The sequence below is a fragment of the Komagataeibacter sucrofermentans DSM 15973 genome, assembly GCF_040581405.1.
GTDB classification, from domain to species: domain Bacteria; phylum Pseudomonadota; class Alphaproteobacteria; order Acetobacterales; family Acetobacteraceae; genus Komagataeibacter; species Komagataeibacter sucrofermentans.
Window position 1 is genome coordinate 2,420,688 of sequence record NZ_CP137157.1, and the last position, 13,050, is coordinate 2,433,737.

The following is a 13,050-nucleotide window of genomic DNA, read 5'->3' on the forward strand; positions in this document are numbered from 1 at the left end:
ATTAAGTTATCTTATTGGTTATTTTTTTATAATTTTATGTCTTGATCTGGGTCCGTTTTTGCAAATAAATGGCCTTCCGCCATGCGGTCACAGGATATTCGCACATTCCGGCCGCTTTCCCTCCCGCTATCGTTGCCGGTGCAATGGATGGCGAGCCTGCCCCGGCCCAGCCCGGCGCAGGTGCTTCAAAGTCTGTGAGATGCCATGAGCCTGCACCCTGTCCTGACCGCCGTGACCGAACGGGTCATTGCCCGTTCGGCCCGCACCCGCAGGGCCTATCTGGACCTGATCGCCCGCGAGCGTGAAAACGGCATCAGCCGCCCGCGCCTGGCCTGCGGCAACCTGGCCCACGCCATTGCGGCATCGGGCAGCGACAAGGCGGGCCTGCGCACGGCGGGCGGCATGAATGTGGGCATCATCACCGCCTATAACGACATGCTCTCCGCCCATCAGCCCTATGGTCGCTACCCCGACCAGATCAAGCTGTTCGCGCGTGAGGTGGGCGGCACGGCGCAGGTGGCTGGCGGCACGCCCGCCATGTGCGATGGCGTGACGCAGGGCCAGTCGGGCATGGAAATCTCGCTGTTCAGCCGTGATGTCATTGCGCTGTCCACCGCTGTCGGGCTGAGCCATGGCATGTATGAAGGCGTGGCCATGCTCGGCATATGCGACAAGATCGTGCCCGGCCTGCTCATGGGCGCGCTGCGCTTTGGCCACCTGCCCACCATCCTGATCCCGTCTGGCCCCATGCCATCGGGCCTGCCCAATAGCGAGAAGCAGCGCATCCGCCAGCTTTATGCCGAGGGCAAGGTGGGCAAGGACCGGCTGATGGATGCGGAATCCGAGTCCTATCACGCAGCGGGCACCTGCACCTTCTATGGCACGGCCAACACCAACCAGATGCTGATGGAGGTGATGGGCCTGCACCTTCCTGGCTCCTCTTTCGTGCCGCCCAACACAAAGCTGCGGCAGGAACTGACCCGTGCCGCCATCCACCGCCTGAGCGAGATCGGCACGCGCGGTGAGGATTACCGCCCGCTGGGGCTGTGTGTTGATGAACGCGCCATTGTCAACGCCGCCGTGGGCCTGCTGGCCACGGGTGGGTCGACCAACCTTGCCATCCATATCCCCGCCATGGCGCGGGCGGCAGGCATCATCATTGACTGGACCGACCTCGACCAGCTCTCGGCCATCGTGCCGCAGCTCACCCGCGTGTACCCCAACGGGTCGGAGGATGTGAACGCCTTCCATGCCGTGGGCGGCATGCCCAGCCTGATCGGCTCGCTGCTCGATGCCGGCCTGCTGCACCCCGATATCCTGACCGTGGCCCATGGCGGCTTCAGTGAATACCGCAAGAAGCCCGAATTGCGTGACGATAAGGTGGTGTGGGAAGAGGCTGGTCCCTCCACCAACGAGACCATCCTGCGCGCGCCCGCCAACCCCTTCCGCGCCGATGGCGGCATGAAGGTGATGGAAGGCAATCTGGGGCGCGGCATCTACAAGACCAGTTCTGTCGCCCCCGAGCGCTGGACCATCGAGGCTCCGGCCGCCGTGTTCGACCACCAGGAAGATGTGCTGACCGCCTTCCGCGACGGCAAGCTCGACCGCGACGTGGTGGTTGTCGTGCGCTTTCAGGGCCCGGCCGCCAATGGCATGCCCGAACTGCACAAGCTCACCCCGACCCTGGCGGTGTTGCAGGACCGCGGGCACAAGGTCGCGCTCGTGACCGATGGCCGCATGTCGGGTGCCAGCGGCAAGGTGCCCGCCGCCATCCATATCGGGCCGGAAGCCTATGTGGGCGGCCCGCTCTCGCTGCTGCGCGATGGTGACGTGGTGCGCGTGTGCGCCCAGACAGGCCGCATCGAGGCACTGGTGGAAGCAGGCGTGCTGGCCGACCGCACGCCTGCCCGCCCCCCCGCGCCGCAATTTGGCACCGGGCGCGAACTGTTTGCGCTGATGCGCAACAACGTGGACCTGCCCGAGCAGGGGGCCTCGGCCATTCTTGCTTCCATGGACCACATGGCGGCACAACAGAGCGCGTGAACCCCAACGCCTTGCACAAGGGAGCCGACATGGCCCGCATTGAAGAGATCATGACCCTTGCCCCGGTTATTCCGGTGCTGGTCATTAACGACCCCGCCCATGCCCGCCCGGTGGCCGAGGCCCTTGTGGCTGGCGGCCTGCGCGCGCTGGAAGTGACCCTGCGCACCGACTGCGCGCTGGAAGTGATTGCCGAGATGGCGAAGGTGGAAGGTGCCGTCGTGGGTGCTGGCACCGTGCTCAATGGCGATGACCTCAAGCGCTCGGTCGATGCCGGTGCGCGCTTTATTGTCAGCCCCGGCCTGACCACGAACGTGGCGCAGGCGGCACGGGCGAGCGACGTGCCACTGCTGCCCGGCACGGCCAATGCCAGCGACATCATGCGCGGGATGGACCTTGGGCTGACACATTTCAAGTTCTTCCCCGCCGTGGCGGCAGGCGGCCTCCCGGCGCTCAAGGCGCTTTCGGCCCCGTTTGGCCAGGCGCGGTTCTGCCCCACCGGCGGCATCAAGGCCGAGACCGCAGCCGAGTGGCTGGGCCTGCCTTCCGTGCTGTGCGTGGGTGGCTCGTGGCTGGTGCCCGCCGGTGCGCCGGATGTGGCGGCCATTACGGCACGCGCAAAGCAGGCCGCAGCCCTTAAGGGCTGATAAAAATAAAAGTTTGCGGGTGCCGCCTTTTTTCTCGAAAAGGCGGCATTCCCTGACCTAAATACCCGCTGCCAATTCGTGTCGGCCATCGCCTTTCGGGCCATGACACCATAATATCCTGCCTGTTGTTTAAGGGAACAGAGCCATTATGGATCAGGCACAGGCGGAAGAAACCGTTGCACGCAACGCACCCTTGAGCTCCCAGTTCCGCGATGATTCCTTCCTCGGCAGGCTGCATGAGGAATGGGTATGGGATGAAGGCGCGTTTGCAGAGTTGAAGCAGGCCATCACCTGCCTCACCCACCATAAATGCCACAACGCCACAACACGCGCGCAGGCCTTCGATATCTTCAGCTACATCATGTCTGTTGCATTGCTCAGCCACTGCAACCCCGGTGATCTGTACAGGATCGCCAACATGGATACCGAACTGTTCTGGGCAAGACGCGAAGACGTGCAGATGGTGTTCGACCACTTTCTGGGAAGCTGGCAGTTCCGCCAGGCCTGAAGCGCCTCCTGCCCTACCACACCCGCCGGAAGGTCAGGTTGTAACGGCACGGCCCCGTAACCGGGTGCTGGCCTGCGCGCAGCGGCGCAATGCCGTGAAAGACATGCCGCGACGGGCCGCCCCACACCACGACATCACCATGTAGCAACGCAATGCGCCGGACCGGGTCCGCACGCTGCAACCCGCCCCATTGAAAGATGGCAGGCAGGCCGAAGGAGATGGACACAACCGGCGCATCCGCCTGCTCATCATCATCCTGATGCAACCCCATCCGCGCACCGGGGCGGTAGCCGTTGATCAGGCAGGTATCGGGCACAAACCCGTCATGCCCCGCAAGCCGCGCCGCCGCGATGGCCCACTCCCGCCAGGCGGGCGGCAAGACTGGCCAGGGCTGGCCGGTCATGGGGTCCCGGGTTTCATAACGGTGGCCCAGCGCATCGCTGCACCACCCTGCCGCCCCGCAGCAGGTCATGGCGACCGACATGGAGCCACCACCCGCCACTGTCATGCGCCGGAAGGGGGAGAGCCGGGCAATCTGTTTTATACCCGCCAGCATCCCCTGCGCCTGTGGCGCGGCATGGCCGCGCAACACCATGGCCCCGGCATCAAGCACTTCATGCTTCGGCGCGGATGCAGGCGGTGGGTCGAGCATGAATTCCTGCTGCGCCATGCCCGGTCTTTCCCCTTGTGCCTTGCTACGGACCGTTAAGAGACTGTTTGAAAACAACGCATTGATAAAAAATAATAAAAGTTTCTTGGTGCCGTCTTTTTTCAAGAAAGCGACGTTCTTCAAAGCTTTCTTTGATTTTAAAGCGCTATCATGCGCCGCCTTTTTTAACAAATGGCATCTGGATGCTGGATCAGACCTTCAGGCCCCTTCAGGAAAAATATGGGCACGCACCTCAAAAGGCGCACCGTGCCATCATCATTCCGGGTGGCCGCACACCCTCATGACAAAAAATGCTCCCCCTGCCTGCATCAACCGGGCAGGATTGTTTTCTTGGGAATTGCGTGAAATCTTCAATAGGAACCGGAAATGAAAGATATAATTGATCTGTTGGGATTGGCGCCTGATAAAATAAAAATCATCTCTGAGCAGAAATATGATAATATAGAAGAATTCGATGATCGCATTGATTACGAATTCTGCAATGATGGATTTTGCCTATGCAAGGAATCCGGAAAAAGCATCATTGATAATATTTTCTTCCATAGCAAAAATTATGGAGATGGCTACCAGGCTTATCGTGGCGAACTGCCTTTGGGCCTCCGCTTTGACATGAGCCGCGCAGAAGTCCACCAATTATGCGGCAAACCTGATTCCAGTCGGGGCGCAGTAACAGTGCCAGCCCTTGGCACAGTGCCACCCAGCGATAAATACGTCAGAAATGCCATGAAAATTAGTATAATTTATGATTTTGATGAACATTCGATCTTATACACAATTGCAAGTATTGATTAGTATTTTATGTTTTCAAGGAAACACAGAAATGAAAGATACATTCGATTTGTTGGCAAAAATCCTGACGACATAAAAGATATTTTTGAACCCGGATGCGATGAAATTCAGGATATAGAAGGCAGAACAGAGGGGCATGGTTACCAGATATATCGGGGCGACCCGCCTCTTGGCATCAATATCGACATGACGCGCGCAGAAATCCGCCACCTGTGGGGAGAACCGGATTTCAGCAGAGGCGTGATGACACTGCCTCATGCCTGAAAAAATGGACCCCATGGGCTGTTACTTCAAGAACGGCATAAAAATAACTATAGATTACAGCATTGATGGGGGATAAATCATCATGACAATTTCAGGAATTGACAAAGGCCAACCGGTCCTGGTTGTCATACCAGCCCTGATATTACTGCTTTTGCGTAAAGAAGAAGAAAAAGGATCCCCCCTTACGAAAGAAGACGTGTTATCCATAAGGGATAACGCTGTCTGCATGACCGTACCCTATTCTGTAGCCCATCTGGCAAGCGAGCGGCGTGGTTACGATGACATATCACTGGAAAACGCGTGGGAAGACTGGTGCCAGGTGCGACCCGGTCTCATTGGTGGCGGCTCATCCTGACGATCGGGACCGAACCCGGCCGGATACCTGGGGGCGACAACTTTTCCTGTCGCATCGATAACCGCATGGAGTGGCAGGGCCCGCCTGCCACAAGACCCTCTCCTGACCCGCCCCATGGCGCTCTTTTGCAAACATCCGCATAAAAAAGGGGCACCCGCGCCGGATGCCCCTTCCCGTAACAAGACAGCGCTCAATCAGAAGCTGTTGTCATCGCCCGCGTCAAACCCGCCACCGTCGAAACCACCGCCATCATCGCCACCACCGGCATCAAAACCGGAATCCGCCGTGGTGCCGCCACCGGCAAACGGGTCGGCGCCGCCGGTACCAGCCGTGCTGTCACCGTAGTTGTTGTTGATGATGGTCTCGCCCGTGCCGCCCTGGGGCATGCCGCTGCCAAAGCCGCCATCATCATGGTGCCCGCTGAACAGGCCGGTCAGCGCGTTGCCCATCATCATGCCACCGGCCACGCCAGCCGCCGTGGTCAGGGCCGAGCCAAGAAAGCCCGAACCACCCGAGCGGAACATGCCCGGCTGCATGCCCTGCGGGTAGACCGGCTGCGGCGGCGGGCTGGAAGGTGCGGCCCCACCACCCCAGCCCGGCGGGGGCGCTGCCTGCTGCGCGCGCTGGCCGCCACCAAAAATGCCGCTGAGGAACCCGCCGCCGCCCGATGCCTGCTGCGGGGGCACCTGCTGCTGCATCTGCTGGATCTGCTGCTGCGCCTGCTGGAGCTGCCACTGCAACTGGCGAATCCGGTTCTGCGCCTCGGCAAGGGCCGCTTCCTGCACCACGGCGGTCTGGGTGATGCGGTAGCGGGCTTCAGGATATTTCTGGAACATCTGCCCGATATACTGATCGGCCTGCGGGTCGATCGGCGGGAGGGCATTTGTCGTCTGCGGCACGCTGCCGGGGGCATTGCCCCCCACGCGGGCAAAAAACTGTGTAATCAGTTCGCGTTCCTGGTCATTCATCCTGTCTGTCCTGCCTTGGGCTGGGAATACCGTATCCCTGCCGATGTGGTCCGTGCGGGCGCAATAAGCAAGGCCCCAAGCCGCCATGCGGGGCCGCTTTTGGCGTATGGCACGCCCGACCTTCCGGTCGGGGCCGCATAACGGTATGCTGTCGCGCGATTTTGCGCCAGATGGCGCAGACCTCTACCCGTTTACCGGAGCATCTCGTTCATGGACCCGGCCCCCGTGCCCCGATCACCCACCTCACCGCGCCCGCTGTCCTTTCAGGGGCTTATCCTGAAGCTGCACCAGTTCTGGTCCGATCAGGGCTGCGCCATCCTCCAGCCCTATGATACGGAGGTGGGCGCGGGCACGCTCTCGCCGCACACCACGCTGCGCGCGCTTGGCCCCAAGCCGTGGAAGGCTGCCTACGTGCAGCCCTGCCGCCGCCCGTCAGATGGCCGCTATGGCGAGAACCCGAATCGCCTGCAGCACTATTACCAGTATCAGGTGCTGCTCAAGCCCACGCCGGAGGAGAGCCAGAAGCTGCTGCTCGACAGCTACCGCGCCATCGGCATCGACCCGCTCGAACACGACATCCGCTTCGTGGAAGATGACTGGGAGAACCCCACCATCGGCGCCTGGGGCCTGGGGTGGGAAGTGTGGTGCGATGGCATGGAGGTGACGCAGTTCACCTACTTCCAGCAGGTTGGCGGCATTCCCACCGTCATGCCCTCGACAGAGCTGACCTACGGGCTGGAACGGCTGGCCATGTACGTGCAGGGAATCGAGAATGTCTATGACCTCGATTTCAATGGCCAGGGCCTGAAATATGGCGATGTGTTCCTGCGCGCCGAGCAGGACTATTCGCGCCACAACTTCGAGGTGGCGGATGTGGAGATGCTGCACCGGCACTTCATCGATGCCGAGCGAGAATCCACTGCCCTGGCCGAGGCTGGCCTGGCCCAGCCCGCCTATGACCAGTGCCTCAAGGCCAGCCACCTGTTCAACCTGCTCGACGCGCGCGGCGTGATCAGCGTAAGCGAGCGCGCCGCCTATATCGGCCGCGTGCGCAACCTGGCCAGGCGCTGCTGTGAAACGTGGCTGGCGGGCGAGGAATAAGAGATCATGCCCGAACTGCTTATCGAACTCTTCTCCGAGGAAATTCCGGCCCGCATGCAGGCGCGCGCGGCCTCCGACCTCGAACGCCTCGTGACCGAGGCGCTGAGCGCCCTCAAGCCCCGCGCGGCCACGGCCTATGCCAGCCCGCGCCGCATTGCGCTCTCGCTCACCGTCGATGCCACGGTGCCCGGCAGCACGGTCAATGAACGCGGCCCGCGTGAAAGCGCGCCCGAAAAGGCGCTGGCCGGCTTCATGCGCAAGCATGGCGTGACAAAGGATGCACTGGTGGCCGAAAACGGCTTCTGGGTGCTGCACCGCGACATCCCGCCCGTTGATGCCGCAAGCCGCATTGCCGATGTGCTGCCCGGCCTGCTGCGCCGCTTCCCGTGGCCCAAATCCATGCGCTGGGGCGAAGGCAGCGCCTTTACATGGGTGCGCCCGCTGCGCCGCATCGTGTGCCTGCTTGATGGCAGGGTGGTCGATTTCACGCTGGCGGAAGGCGAGGATAACGGCCACGGCCTGAAGGCGGGCAACCTGACCGAAGGCCACCGCTTCACTAGGCCCGGCGCCTTTGCCGTAAGCAGCACGCAGGACTGGCTGGACGGCCTGCGCGCCCACGAGGTCGAGCCCGATGCCGCCCGCCGCCGCACCCTGATTGCCGAAGGCGTCGCCCGCCTTGCAGGCGAGGAAGGGCTGAACGTGGTGGCCGATCCCGGCCTGATTGACGAGGTTGCAGGGCTGACCGAATGGCCGGTGCCCTTCCTTGGCCAGATCGATGATGAATTCATGACCCTGCCGCCCGAGGTGATGCAGGTTTCCATGCGCGTGAACCAGCGCTACTTCGCGCTGCGCAATTCGGATGGCTCGGCCGCACCCCGCTTCGCCTTCGTGGCCAACCTGCTGCCCAGCGATGGCGGGGCGCTGACCATTGCAGGCAACGAGCGCGTGCTGCGCGCCCGCTTTGCCGATGCCCGCCATTTCTGGGATCTCGATCGCGCCACCTCGCTCGAAAGCCGCGTGCCAGCACTCGACCGCATCGTGTTCCATGCAAGCCTTGGCAGCCAGGGCGAGCGGGTCAAGCGCATCGTGCGGCTGGCGGGCATTCTTGCGGGCATGACCGGAGCCGATCAGGCGCAGGCTGAACGCGCGGCCCTTTTGTGCAAGGCGGACCTGACCACCGGCATGGTGGGCGAGTTCCCCGAACTGCAGGGCATCATGGGGGCCTATTACGCCCGCCACGATGGCGAGCCCGCTGCGGTGGCCGATGCCATTGGCGCGCATTACATGCCCCGTGGCCCGCAGGATGCGGTGCCGACCGCTCCGGTCGCGGTTGCCGTGGCGCTGGCCGACAAGATCGACATGCTGGTGGCCTTCTTCGCCGTGGGTGAAAAGCCGGGTGGCTCGGGCGATCCGTATGCGCTACGCCGGGCAGCCCTTGGCATCATCCGCATCATCCGTGAAAACGGGCTGCGGCTGGATCTGGCCAAGGTGTTCTGGGAAGCAGCACAGGGCCTGCCCGAGGCCCTGCGCCTTGCACCCGATCTGGACGTGCTGCCCGAATTCGTGGCTGACCGCCTGCGCGTGCAGCTCCGTGGCGAGGGCGCGCGGCATGACATTCTGGCCGCCGTATCGGTAGGTAATACCGATACCGACATCGTGCGCCTGCTGGCCCGTGCCAAGGCCATTGCCGACATGCTGGAAACTGATGACGGGCGCAACATGCTCGCCGCCACCAAGCGTGCCGCCAATATCCTGCGCATCGAGGACCGCAAGGACGGCCCGCATGAAGGCACGCCCAACCCCGCGCTATACGCCCAGACGGAGGAAAAGGCGCTGGCCGATCAGCTGGCCACAACCATCCCCGCCGTCGAGCAGGCAACCGCGCAGGAACGCTACGCCGATGCCATGCGTGATGTTGCGGCCCTGCGCCCCGCACTCGACCAGTTCTTTGACAAGGTGACGGTCAACGACAACGACCCCGCCATCCGCGCCAACCGCCTGCGCCTGCTGTCGGAACTGTGCCGCATGACGGTGCTGATTGCCGATTTCAGCCAGATCGAAGGCTGAAAACCTTAAAAAAACAGAAGTTTTTGAATGCCGCCTTTTTTCCAAAAAAGGCGGCATTCTTTTTTTGAAGCTTTTTATCCGTTTGCAGTATCAGGCCAGATAAACCAGCCGCGCGGGCCGGTTGCCATGCACAACCACCACGGCATTCTGCCTGAACCGCCGCGCAAGCCCCAACCCGCGCGCCAGCCCCACCCGCACGCCATAAAGTGGCTCGGACCACCGTCCCAGCCTTCCTTCCCCCAACGCATGGGGCAGTCCTGCCAGGCATTGCGCAAGATGCGCCATCATGCGCCGGTTCCAGCCATCGGGCCGCAGCCTGCCGCCGGGGTTGCACGCGCTGAGCAGAACAATATCGCCCGCAGGCGCACGGCCCTGCCAGCGTGGCCTGTGGCCAATGCGAATGACCGGCAGGCCGGCCACATGATAGGTACTGAGCCGATAGGAGCGATGAATGGTAGGCGTGGGCGGCACGATGCCCGCCATCAGTCCTTCTCCCCCGGCGTGGTCTCGCCAAAGGTGGAATTGCGATGCACCCATGCCGACATGAGCAGCCCGAAGCCGAACATGACCATGAGCATGGCCGATCCGCCATAGGAGATGAGCGGCAGCGGCACGCCCCCCACCGGGATCGCCCCCATCACCATGGACAGGTTGACCGCGCAGTACAGGAAGAAGTTCATGGAAATGCCCAGTCCGAGCAGCCGCCCGAACTGGTTGCGGCTGCGTATGGCGATCAGCATGCCGCCAAATACCAGCAGCAGCAGCATGCCGATCACGGTAATGCCGCCCACATACCCCCATTCTTCCGCAATCATGGTGAAGATGAAGTCGGTCTGCTTTTCAGGCAGGAAGTTGAGCTGCCCCTGCGTGCCCCGCAGGTAGCCCTGCCCCCACATGCCGCCCGACCCCAGCGCGATCTTGGACTGGATGATGTTGTAGCCCGCGCCGAGCGGGTCGCTCTCGGGGTGGAGGAAGGTGGTCACCCGCGCCTTCTGGTAATCATGCAGGTGGCCGTAGGCGATCTTGGCCAGAAAGGGCATGGGCAGCACCAGCAACGCGATCTGCCACAGCCGCATGCCTGCGCCAAAGAACATGCTCGCCCCCACCGTGCCGATAATGACGGCGGTGCCCAGGTTCGGCTCCTTGAGCACAAGGGCAACCGGCAGCAGCACCATGAGCGCAGGCGGCACCAGCATGAGCGGGTTGCCCATGCTGCGGTAACTGATCTTGTGAAACCACGAGGCCAGCATGAGCACCAGCGCGATCTTGGCCAATTCCGAGGGCTGGACCTGCATGCCGCCCAGCATCAGCCACCGCTCCGCCCCTTTGCCCACATGCCCCATGCGCAGCACCGCAACCAGCAGGAAAAGCGAGAAGATGTAGAGCGGCCACGCCATGCGCACCAGAATGGCCGGGCTCATCAATGCTATGCCCAGCATCATGACCAGCCCGAAGCAGAAGCGGATGGACTGCGGCCCGGCAAATGGCCGCGACGTGCCGCCGCCAGCCGAATACAGCGCCCCGTAGCCAATCACCGCCAGCGCGCAGATCAGCAGCACATACAGCCAGTTGACCTGCCACAGCTTGGTCAGGATCTGAAAATTGGGTTCGGCGCGCAGCAGGCGCTTCTGGAATTTCATTCCATTCTCCACAACAGGCGCGGGCATGGCGGGAGCACTTGGCCCGTATCAGTCCACCTCGGCCTGCGCCACTTCCTGGCCCGGCGGTTCGCGGTGGTTGACCGGGTCGCGGCGCAGGGTATCGGTCATGATATCACGCGCAAGGGGGGCTGCGACATCGGCACCCGCATTGCCGTGCTCGATCACCACCGCCGTGGCGTAACGCGGGGCATCATAGGGCGCGAAACAGATGAACAGCGCATGGGGCCGGTATTCCCACGGCAGGTTGGCGGAGTTGAAGTGCCCGCTCTCGCGCATGGCGCGCGAAACACGCCGCACCTGCGCCGAGCCGGTCTTGCCCGCCATCTGCACGCCCGGAATGTCCAGCCGCGCCTTGGGGGCGGTGCCGCCTTCCTCGTTCACCACGGCGTACATACCCGCCCGTATGTCTTCAAAGAAGTGCTCGGGCATGTCCATGCCCGGCGCGCGGCCAAGGTCGGTCAGGTCCGCCATGCGGCCCGCTACCGAGCGGATCAGGTGCGGCTGCACGTTGCGCCCCGTGGCGATGCGCGAGGCATAGGTGGCAAGCTGCAGCGGCGTCACCTGCACGAAACCCTGCCCGATGCCGCTGACAATGGTGTCGCCGCCATTCCAGTGGTGGCCATGCGCGCGGCGCCATGTGGGCGTGGGGATCAGCCCCTGGCGCACATGCGGCAGTTCGATCTCGGGCAGCTTGGCGCCAAGGCCAAACAGTTCGGACGTGGCGGCGATCGGGTCCATGCCGGTGCGGCGCGCGACTTCATAGAAGAACACGTCGCACGAATATTTCAGCCCCTGCCGCAGGTTGATCGTGCCATGCCCGTAGCGCGACCAGCAGTGAAAGCGCGTGCCGCCCACATCGATATAGCCGGGGCAGGTAATGCGGTCGGAGGGGGAAAGCGTGCCCGCGCGGAGTGCAGCCATGGCCACGGCGGGCTTGAAGGTGGAACCGGGCGGATACAGCCCCGACACCGCCTTGTTGATGAGCGGGGTCTGGCTGTTGTTGGTCCACTCGATCCACTGCGCCTGGCTCACGCCACTATCGAACAGCGAGGGGTCGAAGGAGGGGTTGCTGACCATGGCCAGCACCTCGCCGTTGCGGCAGTCCATCACCACCGCGCTGGCCGACTGGTCGCCAATGCGGCCAAGCACCTGCTGCTGCAGGCCGCTATCAATGGTGAGCGCGATCTCGTCACCCGCGAGGCCGGAGTCACGGTCGAGTTCGGCCATTACGCGGCCCACCGCGTTGACCTCCATCTCGACCGAACCCACCTGCCCGCGCAGGTTCAGGTCCTGTGTCTGCTCGATGCCCGAGCGCCCCACGCGCATGCCCGGCAGGGCGAGTTCGGCATTGTGCACCACGTCCTTTTCAGCCGGTGGGGCGACATAACCCACCACATGCGCCATGAGCGGGCCGAAGGGATAGACGCGCGTGGTGCCCACATCGATCAGCACGCCCGGCAGCGAGGGCATGTTGAGTTCCAGCCGCGCCATGTCATCCCATGACAGGAAATCACGCAGCATGATGGGAATGAACCGCCGCTTGTGGCGCAATTCATGCTCGATGCGCACGCTGTCGCGCGGCTCGAGCGGCACGAGTTGGGCAAAACGCTCGAGCGTGCCGTTGATGTCGCTGGTTTCCTCGGCCAGCAGCAGGGCGCGCCAGTTGATGCGGTTGGCCGCAACCGAGATGCCGAACCGGTCGGTAATACGCCCGCGCGGCGGGGCGAAGAAGCGTTTGCTCAGGCGGTTGTTTTCCGCAAGCTTCGCATAATGACTGCCGTTGAGAACCTGAAGGCCGTACAGACGTTCACCCAATGCCCCGAGCACCGCGCCCTGGGCTGCCATGAGCAGCAGGGCGCGACGGGTAAAGACGCCACGGGAGGGATTCTTGCCCTCCTCCGGGCGCGACATGAGCCGGTTGCCGGATTTCTTCTTGCGTAACTTCATTTACTCATCCGGCACGCAGGCCGTTACGCCGGC

At 62.9% G+C, this 13,050-nt stretch carries 14 protein-coding genes; 9 read left to right on the top strand and 5 right to left on the bottom strand.

Features of this window, described 5'->3' with window-relative positions:
* Positions 1–204 precede the first annotated feature (204 nt).
* The 3 genes from edd (at position 205) to R5N89_RS11455 (ending at position 3,195) form a co-directional block, all read left to right on the top strand.
* Positions 205–2,043, top strand: a complete 1,839-nt coding sequence (gene edd, locus R5N89_RS11445) for a phosphogluconate dehydratase (RefSeq protein WP_110569421.1) — start codon at positions 205–207, stop codon at positions 2,041–2,043.
* 29 nt (positions 2,044–2,072) lie between these two features.
* Entirely contained in the window at positions 2,073–2,687 is a 615-nt protein-coding gene (gene eda / locus R5N89_RS11450) for a bifunctional 4-hydroxy-2-oxoglutarate aldolase/2-dehydro-3-deoxy-phosphogluconate aldolase (protein ID WP_110569499.1), read from the top strand.
* Between the two features lie 148 nt (positions 2,688–2,835).
* Complete coding sequence (locus tag R5N89_RS11455) at positions 2,836–3,195, top strand: hypothetical protein (RefSeq protein ID WP_110569422.1); 360 nt, start codon at positions 2,836–2,838, stop codon at positions 3,193–3,195.
* Positions 3,196–3,208: 13 nt separating this feature from the next.
* On the opposite strand, the gene alkB is transcribed toward R5N89_RS11455, so the two are convergent.
* Positions 3,209–3,865: a DNA oxidative demethylase AlkB gene (gene alkB / locus R5N89_RS11460; protein ID WP_110569423.1), complete on the bottom strand. Its 657-nt coding sequence runs from the start codon at positions 3,863–3,865 to the stop codon at positions 3,209–3,211.
* On the opposite strand from alkB, the gene R5N89_RS11465 reads away from it, so the two are divergent.
* The 4 genes from R5N89_RS11465 to R5N89_RS11480 all read left to right on the top strand — a co-directional run bounded on the left by R5N89_RS11465 (position 3,864) and on the right by R5N89_RS11480 (position 5,273).
* Positions 3,864–4,235 (top strand): hypothetical protein, encoded by a 372-nt coding sequence (locus R5N89_RS11465; RefSeq protein WP_146220215.1) that lies wholly within the window; start codon positions 3,864–3,866, stop codon positions 4,233–4,235. The genes alkB and R5N89_RS11465 overlap by 2 nt on opposite strands.
* The gene (locus R5N89_RS11470; RefSeq protein ID WP_110569424.1) at positions 4,232–4,657 is read left to right on the top strand and encodes a hypothetical protein; all 426 of its coding nucleotides are present in this window, start codon (positions 4,232–4,234) and stop codon (positions 4,655–4,657) included. Before R5N89_RS11465 ends, R5N89_RS11470 begins: the two co-directional genes overlap by 4 nt.
* Positions 4,658–4,663: 6 nt before the next feature.
* Positions 4,664–4,918: a hypothetical protein gene (locus tag R5N89_RS11475; RefSeq protein WP_146220216.1), complete on the top strand. Its 255-nt coding sequence runs from the start codon at positions 4,664–4,666 to the stop codon at positions 4,916–4,918.
* 226 nt (positions 4,919–5,144) lie between these two features.
* Positions 5,145–5,273: a hypothetical protein gene (locus R5N89_RS11480; RefSeq protein ID WP_265001360.1), complete on the top strand. Its 129-nt coding sequence runs from the start codon at positions 5,145–5,147 to the stop codon at positions 5,271–5,273.
* A gap of 194 nt (positions 5,274–5,467) precedes the next feature.
* On the opposite strand, the gene R5N89_RS11485 is transcribed toward R5N89_RS11480, so the two are convergent.
* Positions 5,468–6,241 (bottom strand): DUF2076 domain-containing protein, encoded by a 774-nt coding sequence (locus R5N89_RS11485; protein ID WP_110569427.1) that lies wholly within the window; start codon positions 6,239–6,241, stop codon positions 5,468–5,470.
* A gap of 210 nt (positions 6,242–6,451) precedes the next feature.
* Here R5N89_RS11485 and R5N89_RS11490 point away from each other — a divergent pair, with 210 nt between their 5' ends.
* Complete coding sequence (locus R5N89_RS11490) at positions 6,452–7,342, top strand: glycine--tRNA ligase subunit alpha (protein ID WP_061274502.1); 891 nt, start codon at positions 6,452–6,454, stop codon at positions 7,340–7,342.
* Between the two features lie 6 nt (positions 7,343–7,348).
* Entirely contained in the window at positions 7,349–9,409 is a 2,061-nt protein-coding gene (glyS, locus tag R5N89_RS11495; protein WP_110569428.1) for a glycine--tRNA ligase subunit beta, read from the top strand.
* A 90-nt stretch (positions 9,410–9,499) separates the two neighbouring features.
* Here glyS and R5N89_RS11500 read toward each other — a convergent pair whose 3' ends face one another.
* From R5N89_RS11500 to mrdA, 3 genes are read right to left on the bottom strand one after another with little or no spacing between them, the layout of a single operon-like run.
* Positions 9,500–9,892 (bottom strand): DUF3293 domain-containing protein, encoded by a 393-nt coding sequence (locus R5N89_RS11500; protein ID WP_110569429.1) that lies wholly within the window; start codon positions 9,890–9,892, stop codon positions 9,500–9,502.
* Positions 9,892–11,049, bottom strand: a complete 1,158-nt coding sequence (gene rodA / locus R5N89_RS11505; protein ID WP_110569430.1) for a rod shape-determining protein RodA — start codon at positions 11,047–11,049, stop codon at positions 9,892–9,894. The genes R5N89_RS11500 and rodA overlap by 1 nt, the downstream gene beginning before the upstream one ends.
* A gap of 48 nt (positions 11,050–11,097) precedes the next feature.
* A complete protein-coding gene (gene mrdA, locus R5N89_RS11510) occupies positions 11,098–13,017 on the bottom strand; it encodes a penicillin-binding protein 2 (RefSeq protein WP_110569431.1) in 1,920 nt (639 codons plus the stop codon).
* Positions 13,018–13,050 lie beyond the last annotated feature (33 nt).